Origin of the sequence: Pseudarthrobacter oxydans (genome assembly GCF_030812335.1) — a bacterium.
In the GTDB taxonomy this organism is placed as follows: Bacteria; Actinomycetota; Actinomycetes; order Actinomycetales; family Micrococcaceae; genus Arthrobacter; species Arthrobacter oxydans_B.
Window position 1 is genome coordinate 447,853 of sequence record NZ_JAUSSN010000002.1, and the last position, 21,459, is coordinate 469,311.

The window sequence follows — 21,459 nt, forward strand, 5'->3', positions numbered from 1 at the left end:
GGGCCTCAGTCCAGGGAGATCGGGCCCAGTTCGTCGAGCAGATCGCCGGGTCCCGGGTTCCCGGCCGCCGCTGACCCGCCCAGGTGGTTGACGACGCCCCAGACGGCGTTCAGTCCGGTGGTCACGGCGCCCTCGGCCCAGCCGGCGGTGAAGGACACGTCGTCCCCGGCCAGGAAGATCCCGCGCTGCCCCTCCGGGAGCCGGTCCTGCTTGAAGTGGCTGAAGAGGCGCTGCTGGTAGCGGTACTGTCCCGGCAGGTTGGCCTTGAAGGCCCCCATGAAGTTGGGGTCCGCCTCCCAGGAGACGGTGATGGGCTGGCCGACGATGTGGCTGGCGATGTCCACGTCCGGGTAGATCTGCTCGAGCGAGTGCAGCATCAGCTCGACCCGCTGGTCCGCGTCCAGGGACAGCCATTTCAGCGCGTCATCGTTCCAGGTGTAGGAGAGCAGGATCACCGCGGGCTGCTCGGGCCCGTTATCCAGCAGGTAGGTGGCCCGGTTCAGCCGGTCGGTCAGCGTCATGGACATGACCTCCCGGCCCGTCGCCGGGTCGATGTCCTTCCAGAAGGGCCGGTCGACCATCACGAAGGTTTTGGAGGACTGCATGTAGTGGGAGCGTTCGATCGCCGTCCACAGTTCTGCCGGGAACAGGGTTTCCTCGGTGTGGATCCGCGTCGACAGCAGCCATGACTGGCAGGTGGTGATCACGGCCGGATAGGCCGCCTCGCGGCCCCACCGCTCCCGGATGCGGAAGTCGCCGCTGCCGTCCCGGGCGATCCGGTCCACGGCGCCCCGCGGGGCACCGGCGTGCAGCGAGGCCAGCGACGTTCCCTCGGGCCAGTGGACCATGCCCGACGGCGCGTGCTGCCAGAGTGCCTCCGGGAGCCGCTGCGCCCCGCCGGCGATGAGCCGGTGCGCGTCATCGGCGTCGGTGTAAACGACGCGCAGGATCTCAAGGATGGAGTTGGGGAAGTCCGTGTCCCAGCCGCCGGTGCCGAAGCCGACCTGCCCGAACGCCTCGCGGTGGGCGAACCCGGCCTGCTTGAACGAGTCGCTGCCGGCGATGAACCCGTAGAAGGTCTGTTCATCCAGCAGCGGCAGCAGCGCGTTCCACAGCTCCTTGATCCGGGCGGTGTCCCGCGCGCGGATGGCGTCCTGCATCTCGGCGAACTTGGCGCCGTCGTTCACTGCAGCCTTCCAGGCCTCCGCGACCTCCCGGAAGAACGGCGGGAGGTCCGCCGGGGTGCGCGCGTAGTGCTTCTGCCCGGCGAGCTCGATCACCGTGCTGGAGGTCGCCGCCGCCAGCGGGTTGGGGAACTCCTGGGTCTCCAGCCCGAGCAGCTCGACGTAGTGGTAGAACGCCTTGCCGGAGACGGGGAAGCGCATCCCGCCGAGGTCGGCCACGACGCCGGCGGCGGAGGGGAAGCTCGCGGTCCGCAGCCGGCCGCCGATCTGGTCCGCCTCGTAGAGGACCGGGCGCAGGCCCAGTTTCATCAGCTCGTAGGCCGCCACCAGACCGGAGAGACCGGCGCCGACGACGGCCACTTCGGTTCCGTGGAGCCCGGCCGGGATCGCGCCCAGGCCGTCCGGATGGGCCAGGTAGTGGTCGTAGCTGAACGGGAAGTCGGGATTCAGCATGGTGATGGGGGCCTGGTCGCCGGCGCCGGGCGCTGCCGGCCGGGGGGCCGGGAGTTCTGTGGCGGTTGTCATGAGTGGTGTGCTTTCATCGGTTCGGGCGTGGGCGGGGTGTCGGAGGGGGCTGCGCCGGATAGTTCACGGTATTCCTCGTGGCTGAGCGCCGCTACCCGGGAGTGCCGGCGGCCGTAGCCGAAGTAGACGGCCAGTCCCACCAGCATCCACAGTCCGAAGACCACCCACGTGTCGGCGCCGAGATTGAGCATGAGGTAGCCGCACATGGCGGCGCCGAGGATGGGGGTCAGCGGAAACAGCGGGACGCGGAAGCTCCGGGTGAGTTCGGGCCGGTGGCGCCGCAGGTGGATGACGGCGATGTTGACCAGGGCGAACGCGAACAGCGTGCCGATGCTGGTGGCGTCCGCCAGGGCCCCGAGCGGGACGAGACCCGCGGTGAGGGCGACGGCGGTGCCCACGATCAGGGTCCCGGCCACCGGGGTGCCGGTGCGGGGCGAGACGCGGCCGAAGATTTTGGGCACCATGCCGTCCCGTGACATCGACAGCAGGATGCGGGTCTGGCCGTAGAGGACCGTCAGCACGATGCTGGCGATGGCCAGCACGGCCCCGACGGCGAACACCAGCGCAATCCAGGGCTGCCCCGTGGTCTCCTCCAGGATCTTCACGAGGGCGGCTTCGGTGCCGTCGAACCAGCCCCAGGGCCGCGCGCCGATCGCGGCGACCGCGACGAGCACGTAGATGGTGGTGACGATCAGCATGGAGAGCAGGATGGCCCGGGGCAGGTCGCGCTTCGGGTTGCGGGCTTCCTCGCCGGCCGTGGAGGCGGCGTCGAACCCGATGTAGGAGAAGAACACCCGGGAGGCGGCGGCGGAGACGCCGGCGGCGCCCATCGGCAGCAGCGGTTCGAAGTGTGCGGCATTGAAAGCGGTGAAAGCCACGGCGCAGAAGAACACCAGGATGCCGACCTTGATCACCACAATGGCCGTGTTGATCCAGGCGCTTTCCCTGGCGCCGCGGACCAGCAGCGCCATGGCCAGGACCACGATCACGATCGCCGGCGCGTTCAGCACTCCGCCGTCCCCGGGCGGCTGCGAGAGGGCATCCGGCAGGGCCAGGCCGAAGACGTGGAGGGCCTCGTTGACGTACTGGCCGGCCCCGACGGCGACGGCGGCCACGGAGACGGCGTATTCGAGCACCAGGCACCAGCCGCAGATCCAGGCCATGCCTTCGCCCATGGTCGCGTACGTGTAGGAGTAGCTCGATCCTGCCGCGGGCACCATTCCGGCCATTTCGGCGTACGAGACGGCGGAGAGCAGCGCAGCGACGCCGGCGATGGCAAAGGAGATCCAGATGGCCGGGCCCGCCAGCGGCACGGATTCACCCAGGATCACCAGGATGCCGGTGCCGAGGGTGGCGCCGACGCTGATCATCGTCAGCTGCAGCACACCGAAGCTGCGGACCAGCCGCGTGCCGCCGTGGCCGTTTTCTGCTTCGCTGACGAGCTGTCCGATCGGCTTGCGGCGAAGCAGCTGCGCGGTCAGTCCGGGACGGCCCGTGGTGGCCGGTGGCCGTTCTCCAATAAGAGTTGGCACAGTCATCGTTGACGTCCGTTCTTCAGTAGTGGTCTTTTCCCCGGTCCAGCCTAGGCTTGTGAGCCAGCTCTCACGGTTGTGCAAAATGACCTATAGTCGTCAGTCATGAGACTTAATGCACCTAAGCACTCAGCCCTGGACGTCCACGGCAACCCTGCTGACGACGCCGAGCGGCTGGGTTTCGTCACCCTGGCGCAGTTCCTGCGCCAGCTGCCGCCGGAGCTGACGGTCCTGCACGACGGCGGCAGCGGGGCCGAGCGGCTGCGCTGGGTGGAGCCCAGCGAGCTGGAGGACCCCACCCCGTACCTGCTCGACGGCGAATTCCTGCTCACCGCCGGCCTCCCGTTCCTGGGCGGGGGCGGCGCCGCGGAACTCGTGGACGCCTACGTGCGGCGGCTGGTCGGCGCGCGCGTCTCCGCCCTGGGCTTCGGCCTGGAGCCCTACTTCGACGCGGTGCCAGACGCCGTCGTGCAGGCCTGCCGGCGGCACAACCTGACCCTCGTGGCCGTCCCGAAGACCGTTCCCTTCGCCGCCGTCGGCCTGGCATTCTCGCAGCTGCTGGAGTCGGACAACGCCACGACGTTCCGGCAGCTCGCGGACACGAACCGGCAGCTGATGCGCGCGGTGCTGTCGGCACGGCCGGAACACGAGCTCCTGGCCGCCCTCGTGCAGCGGGTTCCGGTCTGGGCGGTCCTGGTGGGCGCCGACGGGCGGGTGCGTGCCCGCGGAACCGCCGGCGCAGCGGGAGCCCCCGCCACGCCGGGCGTGGATGCGGCAACGCTGCAGCCGCTGCTGGCGAGGCTGCTCTCCGGCAGCGGCCCGCGCGTGGAGCTGGACTCGTTCGCCACGGCAGGTTCGGCGCTGGTGTTCGGGTATCCCCTGCGCAGCACCCGGGACGCCAATCTGGGCGCCCTGGTCCTGGGCACCGACGCCCCGCTGACCCCGGCCCAGAACAGTGTTGTCTCCACCGCCGTCGGGCTGCTGGAACTGCTGGTGCGCCAGCGCACCAGCGGCTCTCTGGCCCCCAGCCAGCTGGCCACCGCGCTGCTGCTGCATCCGGACAGTCTGGTCTCCGGTGGCACCCGCCACCTCAACGGGCTCAAGGACCTGCTGGCGCAGAGCGTCTCCTCCACCCGGTCCGGGCAGCTGCGCGTGGTCCTGGGCCTCCGCCCGGAGGCGGCCGGGACCCCCGACGCCCCGGGAGCCGCCGCGCCGGGCCGCGCCGGCCGCCCCGTCGAGAGTCCCGTGCGGGAGCTACTGGAATGGCGGCGGATGTTTGACACCAAGCTGGTGGAGCTCACCGACTCCGGCTTTGCCGCCATCACCCGGCTGAAGGTCGACGACGCGCTGCTCGCCGGTGTGGAACGGCTCGGCTGGCGCCTCGTGGTCGGCAGCGCCACCGAGCTCTCCGGACTGGCGGAGGCGTACCAGCGGGCCTGGTCCCTCCGCGGCCGGGTCGGGACCACCGGACGCAGCGTCCGGGTGGATGACGTGACGTGGTCTGTGGCCGGGCTGCTCGGCAAGGAAGCCGGCGCCATGCTGGCCGCCCGGCTGCTGGCACCCGTGCTGGCGCTGGCACCGGAGCGGCGGGACACCCTGCTCGGGATCCTCCGCGCCTGGCTCGGCGAGAACGGCAGCTGGGATGCCACGGCCAAAGCCACCGGCCTGCACCGCAACAGCATCCGCCGGCAGATCGGCATGCTCGCGGAGCTGCTGGAGCTGGATCTCAACCAGGCGCAGGCCCGGGCCGAACTCTGGATCGCCCTGCAGTACACGGACGAGCTGCCCGGGATGCCGGCGGCGCCCGACGTCCCTGCGGCGCAGGCCGCGCCGGCCGTTCCTGCCGCGCCGGACGCCCCGGAGTCCGGAACCGGTCAGCTGCCCCAGGAGCGGTAGAGCTCCGGCCGGAGATCATCCAGGTACGCCACCTCGTGCCCGGCCGCGCCGGGCTCCGGCAGCTCGGCGAACAGCAGCTCGGCCCCGGTGCCGGCCTCGGCCAGGAGCCCGCCGTCCGGGGCTGCGATGACGCTGCCGCCCAGGAAGTCGCAGCCGTCCTCCGTTCCCGAGTGGTTGGCGTAGGCCACCGTCAGATGGTTCTCCAGGGCCCGCGCCCTGATCAGCACCTGCGGCACGGCGTCGAATCCCTCGGCGAGGGCGGTCGGCACCAGCAGCAGTTCGGCGCCGCGCACCGCGGCGGCACGGACGGCCTCCGGGAACTCCACGTCGTAGCAGATCACCAGTGAGGTCCTGACCCCAAGGAAGTCCACGACGCCGGGACTGGCCGCGGCGGGGACAAACGCCTGGCGCTCCTCCGGCCCGAAGAGGTGGACCTTGGCGTAGCTGAGGAGCTCCTCGCCGTTCTGATCGACGAGGGTGGCCGTGATCAGCCATGCCCCCGCCGGGGTGACGGCGGGGAGGCTGTAGACCAGCGCAATGCCGTTCCGGCGGGCAATTTCCGCCAGGGCCGTCCGAATGGAGGGCAGCGTCGCCGGGTCAAGCTCCGCCCGCAGCCGGAGGGGCGCATACCCCACCGGGAAAAGCTCCGGGGTGAGGAGCAGCCGGGCGCCCGCCGCGGCGGCCCTGCCGGCGGCGGCATCCACCGCAGCGCAATTGGCATCAACGTCCAGCACGGCGGCGTTCGCCTGCATCACGGCCAGTAGCACCATTACCACCTCAGCGTCCTTAGGGTCCGCCCTTGGCGGCGGACTCTCGCTCCTCCAGCGTAGCCACCCGGCGGCATCGCCGTCCCGGTGCATTTCCGCCCGGCCGCCGGGAAAGCGGGACGGAACGCCCCACCGGCCCCCGCAGGGGCCCGTCGGACACGGCGCCGCGCCCCGCACCGGCCCCGGCAGCGGGCCCCGTCCGACACGGCGCGGCGCCCCGCCCCGGCCCCGTCAGCCGACTTCCGGAGCTATCATGCGTTAACTTCTTGACTACAAGACGCGGATGGGGCAATCTTCATTGCATGCCCTCACCAACGCGCTCAACGAGGAGCCGAACCAAAAACCCCGGATCGCAATCCGCGCTCCGGCATCTGAATCAACAGCGGATCATTGAGTGCCTTCTCGCCGGGCCCTCCACGCAGGCGGAACTGGCACGGCAGACCGGCCTCTCCACGGCCACGGTCTCGAACATCGTCAAGATCATGCAGGACGCCGGGCTGGCCTCCACCGAACCGATCACGAGCTCCGGCCGGCGGGCCCTGAACGTCCGGCTCAACAGCAACGGGGCCGTCGCCGTCGGGATCGACTTCGGCCGCCGGCACCTGCGGGTTGTCCTCGCCTCCCTGAGCTACCACGTGATCGCCGAGGAATCGGTCCTGCTCCCCCTGGGCCACCACGCCGAGGAAGGCATCACCGCTGCCGTCGGACTGCTGGACCGGCTCCTGGCCAGCAGCGGCGTGGAGCGCAGCGCGGTCGTGGGGGCCGGCGTCGGCATCCCGGGACCCATCGACCGCCGCACCGGGACCGTGGCGCAGGGCGCCATCCTGCCCGAATGGGTGGGCATCAACATCCTGCAACGCCTTGAGGAGGCGCTGGATCTCCCGGTTTTCCTTGACAACGACGCCAACCTCGGGGCCCTGTCGGAGGTGACCTGGGGGCCGCACACCGGCATCAGCAACCTGCTGTTCCTCAAGATCGGATCCGGCATCGGCGCGGGACTGATCCTGAACGGGATGCCCTACTACGGCAACGTGGGGATCACCGGCGAAATCGGCCACGCGACCATCCACGAGCACGGGCTGGTCTGCCGCTGCGGGAACCGCGGCTGCCTGGAAACCATCGCCTCCACCACCACCATGATCGAGCTCCTGGGCCGCGGGGAGGACGCGCCGCTCACCCCGGAGGACATCGTCCGGAAGGCCCTCGCCCGGGACTCCGCGACCCTGCGCGTGGTGGACGACGCCGGGCTCGCCGTCGGCCGCGCGCTGGGCAACGTGGCCAACCTGATCAACCCCGAAGTGATCGTGGTGGGCGGCCCGCTGGCGGGCCTCGGCGAGCTGCTGCTGGACCCGATCCGGCGGGGCCTGGTCCGGCACGCCGTGCCCGTGATCGGCGAGACGACGACGCTCACGATGTCCTCCCTGGGGGACCGTGCCGAGGCCCTGGGCGCGACCGCTCTGGTCTTCCAGCACGCCGGAATCCGACGCGGCTGAGCTTTTCGTTATCGGGCTGTTGCGTTAAAGACTTGACGACAAGGGCCGTGATCCAGTTTACTTTTCCATCAGACGACCCTGCGGTTTGCAGGGGCGGACAACGAAGTCATGCATTGGAGGCGTAAGGGCAGATGACGTCCCTCAACACGCACAGCGATCCGATTATTCTCGAGATGCGCTCCATCACCAAAGAGTTCCCCGGCGTTAAAGCATTGTCCGAGGTGAACCTGCGGGTAAAGGCCGGTGAGATCCACGCGATCTGCGGCGAGAACGGCGCCGGCAAGTCCACCCTGATGAAGGTGCTCTCGGGGGTCTACCCCTACGGCAGTTACGACGGCGACATCGTCTACCAGGCCGAGGTCCAGCAGTTCAAGGACATCCGGGCCAGCGAGCACGCCGGCATTGTGATCATCCACCAGGAGCTCGCGCTGATCCCGGAACTGTCCATCATGGAGAACATCTTTCTGGGCAACGAACCCACCAAGCGCGGTGTGATCGACTGGGCCGAGGCCCGGATCCGCTCCACCGAACTGCTGGCCCGCGTCGGACTCCGGGAGGACCCGGAGACCCCGATCAAGGAAATCGGCGTCGGCAAGCAGCAGCTCGTCGAAATCGCCAAGGCCCTGAACAAATCGGTGAAGCTGCTCATCCTCGACGAGCCCACGGCCGCCCTGAACGAATCCGATTCCCAGCACCTGCTGGACCTGATGCTTGGCCTGAAGGGCCGCGGCATCACGTCCATCATCATTTCCCACAAGCTGAACGAGATCGAGCAGATCGCGGACTCGATCACCATCATCCGTGACGGCAAGTCGATCGAGACGCTCGACGTCAAGGCCGACGGAGTCGATGAGGACCGCATCATCAAGGGCATGGTGGGCCGGACCCTGGAATCCCGCTTCCCGGACCACGAGCCGAAGATCGGCGAGGTCTTCTTCGAGGTCAAGAACTGGAATGTGGGCCACCCGCAGGTCCAGGACCGCATGGTCTGCAAGAACTCCAACTTCTTTGTCCGCCGGGGCGAGATCGTCGGCTTCGCGGGGCTGATGGGCGCCGGGCGCACCGAGCTCGCCCGCTCCGTGTTCGGACGGTCCTACGGCCGGTTCCTCTCCGGGCAGATCCACATGGACGGCAAGGACGTCGAACTCAAGAGCGTCAAGCAGGCGATCGACGCGGGACTGGGCTACGTCACCGAGGACCGCAAGTCCCTGGGGCTGAACCTGCTGGATGACATCAAGGCCACCACTGTCTCGGCCAACCTCAAAAAGGTCAGCAAACACAACGTGATCGACGCCAACAAGGTGTTCACCGTCGCCGAGCAGTACCGCAAGTCCCTGCGGACCAAGGCGCCGTCGGTGGAGGAGGGCGTGGCCAAGCTTTCCGGCGGCAACCAGCAGAAGGTGGTGCTGGCGAAGTGGATGTTCACCGACCCTGAGTTGCTGATCCTGGACGAGCCCACCCGAGGAATCGACGTCGGCGCCAAGTACGAGATCTACGGCATCATCCAGCAGCTGGCGAACCAGGGGAAGGGCATCATCGTGATTTCCTCGGAGCTGCCCGAACTGCTGGGCCTCTCGGACCGCATCTACACCATTTTCGAAGGCGCCATTACCGGCGTGCTCAACAAGGACGAAGCCAGCCAGGAAACGCTGATGAAACTCATGACTTCGGCCCGTAAAACCGCCTGACCCGCTGTGGCCAACTGCTCCGTACCCTCCGGAAACAAGGACTGAAACAATGAACGCGCTCAAGAAGCTCTTTGGCGGCAACACCCGCCAATTCGGCATGATCTTCGCCCTGGTGGCCCTGATCATCTTCTTCCAGATTGCAACCGATGGCCGGACGCTCACCCCGGGCAACGTCATCAACCTCTTCAACGGCAACTCCTACATCCTGATCCTTGCCATCGGCATGGTCCTGGTGATCATTGCCGGCCACATCGACCTCTCCGTTGGCTCGGTTGCGGCGTTCGTGGGCGTTTGCGTGGCCCTCTTTATCCGGGACTGGGGCATCCCCTGGTACCTGGGCATCCTGATGGGGCTGGGGCTGGGAGTGCTGATCGGCGCCTGGCAGGGGTTCTGGACGGCCTATGTGGGCATCCCGGCGTTCATCGTCACGCTTTCCGGCATGCTGATTTTCCGCGGCGCCAACCAGTACGTCGGCAAGTCCAACACCATCCCGGTGCCGGCCGACTTCCAGAAGATCGGTTCGGGCTACCTGCCCGAGATCGGGCCGAACATCGGCTACAACAACCTCACCCTGCTGCTGGGCCTGCTCGGCGTCGCGTTCGTGGTCTTCAGTGAGATCCGCTCCCGCCGCAACGCCAAGGCCCTCGGCGCCGAGGTGCCCGAAGCCTGGGTCAGCATCGTCAAGCTGATCCTGATCTGCGGCGCCATCCTTTACGCGACGTACCTCTTCGCCACCGGCCGGCCGGGCACGTCCTTCCCGATCCCGGGCCTGATCCTGGCAGCGCTGGTGATCATCTACGGGTTCATCTCCTCCAAGACCGTCATCGGCCGCCACATCTACGCGGTCGGCGGCAACCGGCACGCAGCCGAGCTCTCCGGCGTGCAGTCCAAGAAGGTCAACTTCCTGGTGATGATGAACATGTCCGTCCTGGCCGGCCTCGCCGGCATGATCTTCGTGGGCCGTTCCACCGCCTCGGGCCCGTTCGACGGCGTCGGCTGGGAACTGGACGCCATCGCGGCCGTGTTCATCGGCGGCGCCGCGGTGACCGGCGGCGTCGGCACCGTGATCGGCTCGATCGTCGGTGGCCTGGTGATGGCCGTGCTGAACAACGGCCTGCAGCTGCTCGGCGTCGGCGCCGACCTGACCCAGATCATCAAGGGCCTCGTGCTCCTGATCGCCGTCGCCTTCGACGTCTACAACAAGTCCCAGGGCAAGAAGTCCATCATCGGCCTGATGTTCAAGAACTTCGGCCGCAGCAGCGAGCTGAAGGCTGACGAGACCACCTCCACCAAAGAGGTCATCTCCAGGGGCATCTAATTCGCTCCCTGGTCCGTTCCCGTAACACTCATTTCACGATTCTCCGCACACCATCTAAAGAAAGTGAACCAAACAATGCGACTGATTGGTAAAGCAGGAAAGGCAGCAGCGATCGCTGCTATTGCGGCACTGGCGCTGACAGCCTGCGGCCGCACCGACACCGGGACCACCGGCGGGTCCACCACCGGCGGGGAAGCATTCCCGAAAGACTCCCTGATCGGCGTCGCGCTCCCCCAGAAGACCAGTGAAAACTGGGTCCTGGCGGAGACGCTCTTCAACGACGGCCTCACCGCCGCCGGCTTCAAGCCGGATGTGCAGTTCGCCAATGGCGGCGTTTCGGAACAGCAGAACCAGATCAGCGCCATGATCACCAAGGGCGCCAAGGTCATCATCGTCGGCGCCATCGACGGTGCGCAGCTGGGCACCCAGCTCCAGCAGGCCAAGGAATCCGGCGCCACGGTCATCGCGTATGACCGTCTGCTCCTGAACACCGCCAACGTCGACTACTACGTGGCCTACGACAACTTCAAGGTCGGTGAACTCCAGGGCCAGGCGCTGCTGGAGGGCATGAAGGCCAAGAAGCCGGAGGGGCCGTACAACATCGAGCTCTTCGCCGGTTCCCCGGATGACGCCAACGCGAAGGTCTTCTTCGACGGCGCCATGAGCGTCCTGAAGCCGAAGATGGACGACGGCACCCTCAAGGTGCTGTCCGGCCAGACGACGTTCGAGCAGGCTGTCACCCAGGGCTGGAAGGCAGAGAACGCCCAGCGCCGCATGGACACCCTGCTCGCCGGGACCTACAGCACTGCACCGCTCGACGGTGTGCTGTCCCCGAACGACACCCTGGCCCGCGCGATCATCACCTCGGTCAAGGCCGCCGGCAAGCCGATTCCGGTTGTCACCGGCCAGGACTCCGAAGTCGAGTCCGTGAAGTCCATCATGGCCGGGGAGCAGTACTCCACCATCAACAAGGACACCAGCAAGCTCGTGGAGCACGCCATCACCATGGTCAAGGACCTCCAGGCCGGCAAGACGCCTGAGATCAACGATGACAAGTCCTACAACAACACGGTCAAGGTTGTTCCGGCGTACCTGCTGGAGCCGGTCATCGTGACTCAGGAGAACGTCTACACGGAATACGTCAACGATCCGGTGCTCGGACCGATCACCAAGCAGTAGTTCCTGTCTGGACAGCACCTCCAAGAGCCCCGGTTCCGCCTTCTGGCGGACCGGGGCTTTTTGCTGCCCGGATCTCCCGCGCAACCCTTCACAGCGGATCCATAGCTCCGCATGGCGGTCCGCACAGCAGCCCGTACCAGTGTGGGATCAGCCGCCGGCCCTTCCGGCCGGCCCAAGATCCCTAGGAGTCACGTGAGCGTCCTTGCCCGGAGTATAGGCAACGCCTTCAGAAACAAGGTCAGAACAGCGGCCGTCGTGGCCGTGCTGGCAGTTGCAATCGGCCTCGCGCTGGCCATGCTGGTGGCCAACCAGGCCGTCGCGGGAAAGGTCGCGGAGCTGAACGCCTCGGTGGGCACTGTGCTGACCGTCAATCCCGCCGGCGGCCAGGGCTTCGAAGGCGGCGGCGAGCCGCTGACCGCCGAACAGGCCGCGACGGCGGCCGCCGTGCCCGACGTGAGCACCGTCGTCGGCACCAAGGCGCTGCGCCTCCGAAACGCCGCTGCGGCCGCCGTCGACGCCGGGGCAGGAGGCCCCGGCGGGCAGGGCGGTCAAGGCAGCCAGTCCGCCACCACCGTGACCACGAGCCTGACGGCCGCCGTCGACGCCGGGACGCTCGGCACCCGCAACCAGGCCGCGGAGGGCACAACGGGAGCGACCGGCACCGCCACCGCCGCGCCGGCGTTCTCCGTGCCCGTCACGGCCACCGGCATCGGAGCCGAGGTGGACACCACCGGCAAGGCCCTGGAACTGACGCAGGGCACGGGCCTGGGCGACTACACCGTGGTCTCCACCGGCGCCCTGCTGGGCACCACCCTGGCCGAGAAGAACGATCTGACCGTCGGCTCGACGTTCACCGTCAAGGACCAGAGCTTCACCGTGGCGGGCCTGTTCGACGCCGGCACGGCCTTCGGCAACAACGCCCTCTACCTCACGCTCCCCACGGCCCAGACGCTCGCGGAACTCCCCGGCGAGCTGTCCACGATGATCGTCACGGTCAATTCCCTGGAGAACGTCGACGCCGCCAAGACGGCCCTGCAGGCCGCGCTCGGCACCGACGCGGCGGATGTCAGCCAGGGCGAGCGTAACCTCGAAACCGCGGTCAGTTCACTCGGCAGCGTCAAGAACATCTCCTTCATCGCCTTCGTGGCGGCCCTGGCCACCGCCGGCCTGATCATCCTGCTGATCATGGTCATGCTGGTCCGCGAGCGCCGCCGGGAAATCGGGGTGCTGAAGGCAATCGGCGCCCCCAACCGGACCATCGGCCTGCAGTTTGTGCTGGAGGCGCTGGTCCTCGTGGCCCTGGGCAGTGTGGTGGGTGCCGCCGTCGCGTCCTTCGCCAGCGGCGGCATCGCCTCCGCGCTGATCAGTTCCAACACCGCCACGGCCACCGTCACCACCATGGCCGGCCAGCGCGGGGGCCCGGGTATTCCCGGCGGGATGCCCGGCGCGAATCCCCTCGGCGGGGCCAGTCAGCTGCTGACCTCCGTCACCGCGAGCGCCTCCCCCGGCGTCATCGCCGCGGGCATTACCGCCGTGTTTGGCGTCGCCGTCATCGGGGCGCTGGTGCCGGCCCTGCTCACGGCCCGCATCCGTCCCATCGAAGTCCTCCGAGGAGAGTAGCCATGATCGAAGTTAAGAACCTGGTCCGCACGTTCAAGTCCGGCGACCGCACCATCAAGCCGGTCAACGATGTCAGCTTCATGCTCGAGCAGGGCACCCTGGCCTCGATCGTGGGCAAGAGCGGCAGCGGCAAGAGCACCCTGCTGTCCTTGCTCGGCGCCCTCGACAAACCAACGAGCGGGGATGTGCTGGTCAACGGCGTGAGCCTGGCCGGCCTGCCGGACGGCAAGCTCACCGAGTACCGCCGGCGGGACATCGGCTTTGTGTTCCAGCAGTTCAACCTGATCCCCAACCTCTCCGCGGTGGACAACGTCATGCTCCCGATGGAATTCGCCGGGATCCGGAAGGCTGCCCGGCTGGAACGTGCCCGGGAGTTGCTGGAGCAGGTGCAGCTCGACCCGGACAAGCACGGGCGCCGCATCAACCGGCTCTCCGGCGGCGAGCAGCAGCGGGTGGCGATTGCCCGCGCGCTGGCCAACTCCCCCAAGCTGATCCTCGCGGACGAGCCCACGGGCAACCTGGACGAGCAGACCGGCGAACACATCATCGAGCTCCTCAGCTCACTCAGCCGGGACCACAACACCACCATCCTCGTGGTCACCCATGACCGGTCGCTGGCCAACAAGACCGACCGGCGGTTCCGGCTCCAGCAGGGCCGGCTGACCGAGGAGGCAGCGCGCAGCCGGGCAGCGGCAGGCGCTCCCGCGTAACGGCCCGCCCGGCATTCCCCCACAGCCGCCGCGGATGCCGGAGGCGGGACCCCCACCCGTCCCCGGCCTCCGCGGCCCACCCCACCCCGACGCTCCCTCAGCTCCGGCGGCCACAACCAAGGACCTCAGCTCCGGCGTGCACAACCAAGGCCTCCCCCGTCCGGGTGAGAGGATGACTCCATGACCGCCCACATCGACACACCCTGGCTGTTCAGCCAGCCGGACTCCGATCCCCGCACAGCCACCGGCGCCAGGCTGCGCTGGGGCGTCATCGCCACGGGAGGCATCGCCGCGTCCGTAACCCGCGACCTGGAGCTCCTCCCCGACGCCGAGCTGTACGCGGTCAGTTCGCGCACCCAGGCGGCAGCGGACGCCTTCGCCGCGGATTTCGGCTTCGCCCGGGCCTACGGTGACCTCAACGGGCAGACCGGCTATGCACGGCTGCTCGCCAATGACGACGTCGACGTCGTGTACGTCGCCACGCCGCACGCCCACCACCACGAAATCGCACTGGCGGCCCTGAACGCCGGCAAGCACGTGCTGTGCGAGAAGGCGCTCACCGTCAACGCGCGAGAGGCCTCCGAGCTGGTCTCGCTGGCGCGGTCCAAGGGCCTGTTCCTGATGGAGGCCATGTGGAGCCGCTTCCTGCCGAGCATGCAGCGGGCCTTCGAGATCGCCGCTTCCGGCGAGATCGGCGAGGTCAAGTGGGTGGGAGCGGACCTGGGCTTCCCGGCGCCGTATTCGCCCACCTCACGCCTGTGGGCCCCGAAGGACGGCGGCGGCGCGCTGCTGGATATCACGGTGTACCCGCTGCTCTGGGCCCTGGGCACCCTGGGCTTCCCGCAGACCGTCAGCGCAACCGGCTGGCTTAACGACGACGGCGTGGACGCCCAGAACGCCCTGACCCTCGGCTACCACCACGGCGCCCAGGCGCAACTGACCTCATCCCTGCTGGCGCACGGCCCCAGGACGGCGACCGTGGCGGGCAGCCAGGGGTTCCTGCAGGCCATCGGATCGATCAACAACCCCAAGGAGCTCCAGATCCGGGTCGGCTTCGACGAGACCCGCAGCGAGTCCTTCGACGTCGTCGGCCGGGGCTACTGCTACGAACTGCGCGAGGTGACCCGGTGCATCCAGCACGGACTCACCGAGAGCCCCGTGATGCCGCTCGAGGACTCCCTGAACACCATGCGCCTGTTCGACGGCGTGCGCGCTCAACTGGGTGTCAGCTACCCGAACGACACACGGTGACGGGCGTTTCCGCCGCGTAAACCCGCCCCGTGTTACTTTGGGCTCTGGACTCGCCCCCGCGCGCGGACTTACCCTATAGGGAATCGTCGACCTATCCGGGAAATGGGGTGTGCGAGTGGACCCAGCAACAGTCCCGTTACGCTCGCGCCGTCCCCTCCGGCGGGTAATCCTGGGCGGTGCCGCCGGACTCGCGTGGCTTGCTCTCTCTGCAACGGCTGCCAGCGCGCACGATGCCCCCGCCCCCACTCCCAGCGCCGACGTCACCGTCGCCGGAACCATCACCCTCACCGCCGTCGTCCCCGCTCCGACACTTTCCGCGTCCCCAGCCCCAGCGACTGTTGAAGCCACCGTGGCGGCCGGCCTCACGCCCGGAGGAACGTCATGGGCGACTGTTCCGGCCCCCACCGGGGAGCCGACGCCGGACCCCACCGTTCTGGCGGCGTCCGCCCTGCCCACCGAGCCCGCTCCAGCACCCGCAGCGGAGGCCACCGCCCTGCCGACCACGACGGCACCCGCAGCCGAGGCCACCGCCCTGCCGACGACGACGGCACCCGCAGCGGAGGCCACCGCCCTGCCGACGACCCCGCCGGAACCCGAGCCTGTCACCGAGCCGACACCGACCCCCACGCGGACTGATTCCGGTCCCATTCCCTCGCCCGCCCCGGACCCGGCCGAAACCTACCCGGCTCCCGCACCGGATCCGACCGCCCCCGTGGTCGATCCCGTCTCCGAGCCCCAGCCAACAATCCCCGCCACTGACCCGGCCACCACTCCCACGCCGTCGCCCACCACAACGGCACCGAGCCCGTCGCCCACGACAACGGCACCCAGCCCGTCACCGACGACGACGGCACCCACGCCGTCGCCCACGACAACGGCACCCAGCCCGTCACCCACGACGACGGCACCCACGCCGTCGCCCACGACAACGGCACCCAGCCCGTCACCCACGGCAACGGACCTGCCGCTGGAACGGCCCACGGTCCCGGACACGGTTCCACCAACTGAACCGGCGGTTCCTGACCAGGCGCTCCCTGACGCGGCTCCCCCGGTCGTGCTGGCCCCGGACCCGGTATCCACCGAAGAACCTGACGTCCCAGCAGGGTGTAACGCCACCGAGGATCGTCTGACTGCGCTGCAGGAACCTGCGCCCGCACCCGACATCGAGGTCTTCGGAACCCCGCTGTACCTCCCGGCCCTGGACACCCCTGTCCGGCCGAGAGCGGACGGCCAGCAGACAGGCAGCGCTGCCCCGGCGGGCGCCACCCCGGAAGGCACCGTGCCGCCGGCACCGGCCGGCAATGACAGTCCCACACCGTGGCCCAACGGGACAGGTCTGCCCGCTCCCGACGCCCTGCCCGCGGCGCCCGGCTCCGGCTCCGGAAATACCGCTTCCTCCGGTGGCCCGGCCGGTGGGGCCGCCTGGCTTCCCAGCCCGTATCTCGTCATTCCCACAGCCGGCGCTGATCCCATCCGCGGTCCGCTGCAGCACGTGCACTCAGCCGTCGCCGCTGACCCCGGTTCATCTCCTGACTAGTTAGCCGTCTCTGCCCTCCACAGAGCACGGCCAATCGGGCTGCCTTGGGCGCCCGCCAACAGTCATTCAGGAGATCCCCAATGGACGGCACCGTCCGCTGCCGGTATTCCGGCGCACCATTATGCCCTCTCGCTTCCCCCGCCAACGTACAGGCACCTTCAGCGCCCGCAGCGCTGCACGCTGTCCCGCCCCTCCCCGCCGGATTCCCGGCGCGCCGAAAACCAGCCCCGCATTACCAGGAACGCCCGCCCTAGGTGCCGCTCCCGCCTCCGCTAAGGTCTCGTGAGGTCGGAGTGAGGTCGTTGGGTCCGCTGGGGGACTCAACGGCGTCGCAGGCTCCGGCAAGGCATTCCGTCGTTGGGTCCGCTGGGGGACTCAACGGCGTCGCAGGCTCCGGAAAAGCAATCCGTCGTTGGGTCCGCTGGGGGACTCAACGGCCTCGCAGGATGCGCGAATCCACCGCACTGCGGCCGTCGGTCCGCGGCCGCAGTGCGAGGAGCCGATACCCATCCCGGTATCATTCTTCAGGAGCGCCGCCGTGGCGCACGGGGAGAAGGAACGGGGACAACGTGGACAGTACTTCGCCTAATAGCACCACGGCAGAGCTCCTGAGCGGACGCTACCGGCTGGGGGAACTGATCGGCCGGGGCGGCATGGCGTCCGTCTACAGCGCCAGGGACGTGAACCTCGGCCGCGACGTGGCTCTCAAGCTCTTTGCCCCGCAGTCCGCCGATCCTGACGAACTCAGGCGTCAGGAAGCCGAAATTCAACTCCTGGCCACCCTCAACCATCCGAGCCTGGTCACCCTCTTCGACGCCGGCACGGACACCCGCATCCCCGAGGAACCCCGGCCGTTCCTGACCATGGAGCTGGTGGACGGGCAGGACCTCCGGGCCCGGATCCGGCACAGTCCGTTGCCGCTGGCTGACATCGCGGTCATCGGAGCCGGTGTGTCGGACGCCCTGGCCTACGTTCATTCGCTCGGCATCGTCCACCGGGACATCAAACCTGCAAACATTCTGCTCGTTCCCGTCCGTCCCGGGGAGCCCCTGCGGCCGAAGCTCACCGACTTCGGGATTGCCCGCATGATGGACGGGACCCGGCTGACCGTCACCGGCACCATGGTGGGGACCGCCGCGTACTTGAGTCCGGAACAATCCCGCGGCGCCGACCTTGGTCCGGCAAGCGACATTTACTCCCTGGGACTGGTCCTGCTCGAATGCATCAAGGGTGAGCTCGAATACCCCGGCAGTGCGGTGGAATCCGCCGTCGCGAGACTGCACCGGGCCCCGGCCGTCCCGGATTCCGTGCCCGTCGAATGGACCAAACTGATCCGGGCCATGACAGCGCTGGATCCCCTGGAACGTCCGTCCGCCGCGGACCTCGAAGTGGCGCTGCGACATGCCCTGGTCTCGCCCGAGTCACTCCCCGGGCTCGTCGCCGAAGAACGCACCCGCGTGCTGCCGGCCCCGCCGGCCCGTCCCCCGCTGCTGTCCCCGGCCGGACCCGGCTCCGACCACGGGACGCTTGCCATGCCCGTTAGCGACCCTCCTGCCGCCACAGATGCCGCCACCGGCGACGGCGGTCGCGCCAGCACCGGCGGCAGTGCCAGTACCGGTGCCGGTGCCCGGGCCGCGTACCTGCTGGACCCGGACGCCGTCACCACCCCGCGGGCCAACCGCGGCTCCTGGCTGTCCCGGACCGCCTCGCGCTTCCGGTTGGCCGGCCGCCGCACCCAAGTCCTGTTGTCCCTCGCGCTCCTGGCGCTCGTGACGGGTGCCGTCACGGCTGCCGTCGCCCTGGCAGCACCTGAACCACCCGCCGTCGTCCCCTACCCGGCCGTGACCGGGGACCTGGGGCAGCACCTCCAAGAGCTGCAGAAGAGTGTGGAACCATGAACCTGACCACCCGGCCGGCCCGGAGTGCCCGGGCCCGATTCCGTCCGCGCCGCACCCGTCCGCTCTTCGCGGGTTGGCTCCTCGGCACGGCGCTGCTCACCGGCGCCCTGGCCGGCTGTGCCGCGGCGCCGGAGCTGGACCGCGCTGCCGCCCGGGAACTGCAATCCCAGGTCCTGGCCGTGACCGAGGCCGCCGCGGCCAATGATCCGGCCGCGTCGCTGAAGCACCTCGACGAGCTCGTGCTGAAGCTGGACGCAGCGGCCGCCCGTGGCGAGGTGTCCTTTGTCCGGCACCAGAGCATCCGGAAGTCCGTCGACACTGTCCGCGTGGACCTCAACGCCCGTCAGGCCGAAGCCGCCCGGGTTGCGGCCGAACAGGAAGCGGCAGCGCAGGCCGCAGCCGCCGCCCAGGCCGAAGCAGCGGCCGCAGCGGCGGCTCCGCCCGCCGTCGCGCCCGCGCCTCCGGCCGACAGTAGCAAGGGGAAGGGCAAGGGCAAGGACGACGACAAGGACGACTAGGGCCGCCGGGAGCTAGGCCCCGGCCGCGGGGAAGCGTTCCCAGGCCCGGTGCGCAGCGAGCAGTCCGGTGAGCTGCGCCACGACGTCGTCGGGCCCGTCCCCGAGGGCGATGCCCTCGGCGTCCGGCGGGATGCTCGCACCGTCCAGGCACGTGACCGCCGGGCCCCAGCCGCCGATTGCCTTGGCGTGCCGGAACATCTCCGACAGCAGCAGCACAACACGGGGATCAAGCGACGCCCCCGGCTCACCGGCTTTGGCGTCCCGTCCCTGCGCGGCATCCGCCGCCGGCGCCCCCGACGCGGCCACCAGGACCGCGTCGAACTCGGTCGAGCGGGCGGTGAGGTAGGTCCGCTGGACCGGGATGCCGCCGTCGGGTCCGCCGAGGAAGCCTCCGGCCGGAGCGATCACGAGCGGTACGATCCCGGCGGCGTCGAGGGCGGCCCGCGCAGCGCGGACGGCGTCCAGGTCGCTGTCCTCGTCGGCGACGATTCCCACCACCCGGCCGGCCACCGGCCACGAGCCTCCGAGTTGGGAGACCGCCGGACTCGGGGCGGCGTCTTCCACGGATTCGCTGGCTTGCGGGGCGGGCATGCCGAGCCCGGAGGCCACCGCCGCGCACAGGGCGGGGTCGATGTTGGCCAGCGCCAGCAGCTGGCGCTGGCGGACGGTCTCCTCGCGGCACTTCCCCAGTTCGAAGGTGTAAGCCTGGATCACATGGTCCTGTTCCACCGGGGCCAGGCTGCGGAAGAACAGCCGCGCCTGGCTGTAGTGGTCATCGAAGGATGCGGGCGACTTCCGCTCCTTGACCGCGGCTGCGAGTTCTTCCGGGACGTCGACGAACGCCCCGAGGTCGGCTCCGGCCAGGAACGGGCAGCCGCCGTCGAGTGAGTTCGGGTGGTACGGCGCCGCTCCCCCGTGTACCGCGGTCTGGTGCATGCCGTCGCGCAGCATGTCGTTGACGGGCGCGTGCGGCCGGTTGATCGGGAGCTGGCCGAAGTTGGGGCCGCCCAGCCGGCTGATCTGGGTGTCGATGTAGGAGAACAGCCGGACCTGCAGCAGCGGATCGTTGGTCACGTCGATGCCCGGGACGAGATGGCCGGGGTGGAAGGCGACCTGCTCGGTTTCGGCGAAGTAGTTCACCGGGTTGGCGTTCAGGGTCATGATGCCGATCGGTTGCACGGGCGCCAGTTCCTCGGGGACGAACTTCGTGGGATCGAGCAGATCGATCCCCTCGAAAAACTCCTCCTCCGTGTCCGGGAAGACCTGCACGCCCAGTTCCCACTGCGGGAAGGCGCCGGCCTCGATCGCGTCGGCCAGGTCCCGCCGGTGGAAGTCCGGGTCCATCCCGTTGATCAACTGGGCCTCCTCCCAGAGCAGTGAATGAACGCCCTGCTTCGGCTTCCAGTGGAACTTCACCAGGCTGGTCGCGCCGTCGCCGTTGACGAAGCGGAAGGTGTGGACGCCGAAGCCCTCCATGGTGCGGTAGGAGCGCGGGAGGGCCCGGTCGGACATGTTCCACATGGTGTGGGCCTGGGCTTCGGTGTGCAGCGAGACGAAGTCCCAGAAAGTGTCGTGGGCGCTCTGGGCCTGCGGGATCTCACGGTCCGGGTGCGGTTTCGCGGCGTGGACGATGTCCGGGAACTTGATGCCGTCCTGGATGAAGAAGACCGGGATGTTGTTGCCGACGAGGTCGAAGGTGCCCTCGTCGGTGTAGAACTTGGTGGCGAAACCGCGGGTGTCCCGGACGGTGTCGGCCGAGCCGCGGGAGCCCAGGACGGTGGAGAAGCGGACAAAGACGGGCGTCTCGACGTCCTTGGCCAGGAACCCGGCGCGGGTGATGTTCGACGCCGACCCGTAGGACCGGAAGACGCCGTGGGCTCCGGCGCCGCGGGCGTGGACGACGCGTTCCGGGATGCGCTCGTGGTCGAAGTGGGTGATCTTCTCGCGCAGGTGGTGGTCCTGGAGCAGCACCGGGCCGCGCCGGCCGGCCTTCAGCGAGTGGTCCGTGTCGGAGAGCCGGAGCCCCTGGGCCGTGGTGAGGTACGCGCCGGACTGCGCCCGCGAGTTCACCGGGGCGCCGGTGGGGGTGCCGGTCGGCGAGACGGCTTCGGGTCCCTGCTGGTCAGGCTTGGGCGGAAGCGGTTCCCGCGGAGCGGTGGGCTCCTCCAGCGCGGGCGGTTCCACGGACACCGCACCGGGGATCTGGATGTTGCTGTCTGCTGGCATGCTGCGACTCCTCAGGTAGGCAACCTTGGCCCGGACGGCCGCCCTGTGGCGCGCCGACCGAAACTAAGCGTGCTTAGTACCTTAGGTGACGGCGTCGGCGTCGGCAACAGCCGTCCG

General features: G+C 69.0%; 15 protein-coding genes. 11 read left to right on the top strand and 4 right to left on the bottom strand.

The window, feature by feature from the left end; genetic code table 11:
- Positions 1 to 5: 5 nt before the first annotated feature.
- Entirely contained in the window at positions 6 to 1,709 is a 1,704-nt protein-coding gene (locus J2W14_RS05130) for a flavin monoamine oxidase family protein (protein WP_307459278.1), read from the bottom strand.
- Entirely contained in the window at positions 1,706 to 3,247 is a 1,542-nt protein-coding gene (locus J2W14_RS05135) for an amino acid permease (protein WP_307459281.1), read from the bottom strand. Before J2W14_RS05135 ends, J2W14_RS05130 begins: the two co-directional genes overlap by 4 nt.
- Positions 3,248 to 3,346: 99 nt before the next feature.
- Between J2W14_RS05135 and J2W14_RS05140 the strand changes: the two genes are divergently transcribed.
- Positions 3,347 to 5,137 (top strand): PucR family transcriptional regulator, encoded by a 1,791-nt coding sequence (locus J2W14_RS05140; protein WP_307459283.1) that lies wholly within the window; start codon positions 3,347 to 3,349, stop codon positions 5,135 to 5,137.
- On the opposite strand, the gene J2W14_RS05145 is transcribed toward J2W14_RS05140, so the two are convergent.
- Entirely contained in the window at positions 5,116 to 5,907 is a 792-nt protein-coding gene (locus tag J2W14_RS05145; protein WP_307459441.1) for a nitrilase-related carbon-nitrogen hydrolase, read from the bottom strand. The genes J2W14_RS05140 and J2W14_RS05145 overlap by 22 nt on opposite strands.
- A 299-nt stretch (positions 5,908 to 6,206) precedes the next feature.
- On the opposite strand from J2W14_RS05145, the gene J2W14_RS05150 reads away from it, so the two are divergent.
- From J2W14_RS05150 to J2W14_RS05195, 10 genes are all read left to right on the top strand, one after another.
- A complete protein-coding gene (locus J2W14_RS05150) occupies positions 6,207 to 7,397 on the top strand; it encodes an ROK family transcriptional regulator (protein ID WP_307459286.1) in 1,191 nt (396 codons plus the stop codon).
- A gap of 131 nt (positions 7,398 to 7,528) precedes the next feature.
- Positions 7,529 to 9,085: a multiple monosaccharide ABC transporter ATP-binding protein gene (gene mmsA, locus J2W14_RS05155; protein ID WP_307459288.1), complete on the top strand. Its 1,557-nt coding sequence runs from the start codon at positions 7,529 to 7,531 to the stop codon at positions 9,083 to 9,085.
- A gap of 49 nt (positions 9,086 to 9,134) precedes the next feature.
- Positions 9,135 to 10,403 (top strand): multiple monosaccharide ABC transporter permease, encoded by a 1,269-nt coding sequence (gene mmsB / locus J2W14_RS05160; RefSeq protein WP_307459291.1) that lies wholly within the window; start codon positions 9,135 to 9,137, stop codon positions 10,401 to 10,403.
- Between the two features lie 75 nt (positions 10,404 to 10,478).
- On the top strand, positions 10,479 to 11,582 hold the full coding sequence (locus J2W14_RS05165) for a substrate-binding domain-containing protein (RefSeq protein WP_307459294.1): 1,104 nt from the start codon (positions 10,479 to 10,481) through the stop codon (positions 11,580 to 11,582).
- 192 nt (positions 11,583 to 11,774) lie between these two features.
- The gene (locus J2W14_RS05170) at positions 11,775 to 13,202 is read left to right on the top strand and encodes an ABC transporter permease (RefSeq protein ID WP_307459297.1); all 1,428 of its coding nucleotides are present in this window, start codon (positions 11,775 to 11,777) and stop codon (positions 13,200 to 13,202) included.
- 2 nt (positions 13,203 to 13,204) lie between these two features.
- Positions 13,205 to 13,912: an ABC transporter ATP-binding protein gene (locus J2W14_RS05175; RefSeq protein WP_307459299.1), complete on the top strand. Its 708-nt coding sequence runs from the start codon at positions 13,205 to 13,207 to the stop codon at positions 13,910 to 13,912.
- Positions 13,913 to 14,092: 180 nt separating this feature from the next.
- The gene (locus tag J2W14_RS05180) at positions 14,093 to 15,163 is read left to right on the top strand and encodes a Gfo/Idh/MocA family protein (protein WP_307459301.1); all 1,071 of its coding nucleotides are present in this window, start codon (positions 14,093 to 14,095) and stop codon (positions 15,161 to 15,163) included.
- Between the two features lie 115 nt (positions 15,164 to 15,278).
- Entirely contained in the window at positions 15,279 to 16,700 is a 1,422-nt protein-coding gene (locus J2W14_RS05185; protein WP_307459303.1) for a hypothetical protein, read from the top strand.
- A gap of 569 nt (positions 16,701 to 17,269) precedes the next feature.
- Positions 17,270 to 18,598, top strand: a complete 1,329-nt coding sequence (locus tag J2W14_RS05190; RefSeq protein WP_307459305.1) for a serine/threonine-protein kinase — start codon at positions 17,270 to 17,272, stop codon at positions 18,596 to 18,598.
- Positions 18,595 to 19,116 carry a mucin-associated surface protein gene (locus tag J2W14_RS05195; protein ID WP_307459308.1) on the top strand — a complete coding sequence of 174 codons (522 nt, stop codon included), beginning with the start codon at positions 18,595 to 18,597 and terminating at the stop codon, positions 19,114 to 19,116. Before J2W14_RS05190 ends, J2W14_RS05195 begins: the two co-directional genes overlap by 4 nt.
- A gap of 12 nt (positions 19,117 to 19,128) precedes the next feature.
- On the opposite strand, the gene J2W14_RS05200 is transcribed toward J2W14_RS05195, so the two are convergent.
- Positions 19,129 to 21,342 carry a catalase gene (locus tag J2W14_RS05200; RefSeq protein ID WP_307459310.1) on the bottom strand — a complete coding sequence of 738 codons (2,214 nt, stop codon included), beginning with the start codon at positions 21,340 to 21,342 and terminating at the stop codon, positions 19,129 to 19,131.
- Positions 21,343 to 21,459 lie beyond the last annotated feature (117 nt).